This is a genomic window from Roseateles sp. (assembly GCF_036404855.1).
GTDB lineage: Bacteria > Pseudomonadota > Gammaproteobacteria > Burkholderiales > Burkholderiaceae_C > Pelomonas.
This window is the reverse complement of sequence record NZ_DASWYS010000179.1, coordinates 1-1,708: the sequence shown is the minus strand read 5'-3', so window position 1 is coordinate 1,708 and position 1,708 is coordinate 1. Positions and strand designations below refer to the sequence as shown.

The 1,708-nt window shown below is 64.2% G+C and carries 1 protein-coding gene, 2 pseudogenes and 1 other annotated feature; all 3 genes and pseudogenes read right to left on the bottom strand.

Annotated elements, in window-relative coordinates; translation table 11 throughout:
* Positions 1–128: pseudogene (locus tag VGF12_RS11960) on the bottom strand (IS3 family transposase); the annotation flags it as partial.
* Between the two features lie 141 nt (positions 129–269).
* Positions 270–1,516 (bottom strand): IS3 family transposase gene (locus VGF12_RS11955; RefSeq protein WP_414710076.1). Its coding sequence is split into 2 segments (ribosomal slippage): positions 270–1,228 and positions 1,228–1,516, totalling 1,248 coding nucleotides; the frame shifts between segments, so codons are not numbered across the junction.
* Positions 1,122–1,238, bottom strand: a sequence feature (AL1L pseudoknot). Its footprint overlaps the gene before it by 117 nt.
* Positions 1,517–1,566: 50 nt before the next feature.
* A pseudogene (locus VGF12_RS11950) lies at positions 1,567–1,708 on the bottom strand (DDE-type integrase/transposase/recombinase); the annotation flags it as partial.

The following is a 1,708-nucleotide window of genomic DNA, read 5'->3' as shown; positions in this document are numbered from 1 at the left end:
TAGATCCGCCGGCGGATGCGTTCGCGCTTGAGCAACTGGAAGAAGCTCTCGGCCACAGCGTTGTCGTGGCAGTTGCCACGCCGGCTCATGCTGCTGACCAAGTTGTGGTCACGCAGGAAGGTCTGAATCGCACCGGGTTTCGAGGAGGCCTGTTGGCTTGAGTCAGACCGGGATGGTTTGACTTCTCTTCGTGCTGTTCTGCTTTCATTATTCCAGCCCCCCCGCAGGGGCCGCCGGAGGCACCCCCGGTTGGGCCATGTACTCATGGTTCAACCCTCCTGCAGCGCCGCTGACCGGGCAGCTTTGCTTGTGGCTTGTTGTCGCCAGTAGTTGGCCTCTGCTTCGGCCGGCGGGATATAGCCGATGGGCTCAAGCAAGCGGTGGTGGTTGAACCACGAGACCCACTCCAGGGTGGCCAATTCGACCGCTTCGCGCGTCTTCCAGGGCCCGCGCCGGTGGATGATCTCGGCCTTGTACAACCCGTTGATGGTCTCGGCCAGCGCGTTGTCGTAGCTGTCGCCGGTGCTGCCCACCGAGGGCTCGATGCCGGCTTCGGCGAGCCTCTCGCTGTAGCGAATGGAGACGTATTGCGACCCCCTGTCGCTGTGATGCACCAGCACCCCTTCACGCTCGCTGCGACGCGCGTACAGGGCCTGCTCCAGCGCGTCGAGCACGAAGTCGGTCTGCATCGAACTGCTGACCCGCCAGCCGACGATGCGCCGCGCGAAGACATCGATGACGAAGGCCACGTACACGAAGCCCTGCCAGGTCGAGACGTAGGTGAAGTCCGCCACCCAAAGCTGATTCGGCCTGTCAGCCTTGAAGTGCCGTTTCACCCGATCCAGCGGGCATGCCGCCTTGGCGTCCGGTACTGTCGTGCGCACCTTCTTGCCACGACGCGCACCGCTCATCCCACCTATGCGCATCAGCCGCTCGACAGTGCATCGCGCCACGGCTGTGCCTTCGCGCCGCAGTTGCCGCCAGACCTTGTCGGCACCATAGACCCGCAGGTTCTGGTCGTACACGCGCTGCACCTGAGGCAGTAAGCTCGCATCACGCTGGGCTCGCGCGGACAGCAGCGCCGGGTTGCGCTGGCGTGCCGCGTAGCGCCGGTATGCCGACGGGGCGATCTGCAGCGCGCGGCAGATCGGCTCGACCCCGCAACGAGCCCGATGCTCGTCAATGAAGGCGTTCATTTCTTGAGTTGGCGGTCGAACTCCGCCTGGGCGAAATACGCGCTGGCCAACTTCAGGATCTCGTTGGTCTTGCGCAGTTCGCGAACCTCGCGCTCCAGATCCTTGATGCGCTGCTGTTCGACGGTGCTCGGGCCTGGCCGTACGCCGCTGTCGCGCTCGCCCTGGCGCACCCACTTGCGCAGCGTCTCGCCCGTGCAGCCGATCTTGCCGGCGATCGATTCGATCGCCGCCCACTGCGACGGGTACTGGTCCTTGGCGTCAAAGACCATGCGCACCGCGCGATCCTGAACTTCGGGGGAAAACTTCGGGGACTTCCTCATGATGGCTCCATTCTCAATCGAAGGAGCCTCCTCAAAATCCGGGGCGATTCAGTCTGCCACTCATGACCCGTAAATTGGCAGCCCTGATCGGAGTGAACCAAGACAGGCGCCGGCGGCTGGCGGCGCCACAGCGCCATCAGCAGTGCATCGAGGACCAGGCTCGTGTCAATGCGGCTGCCCATGGACCAGCCC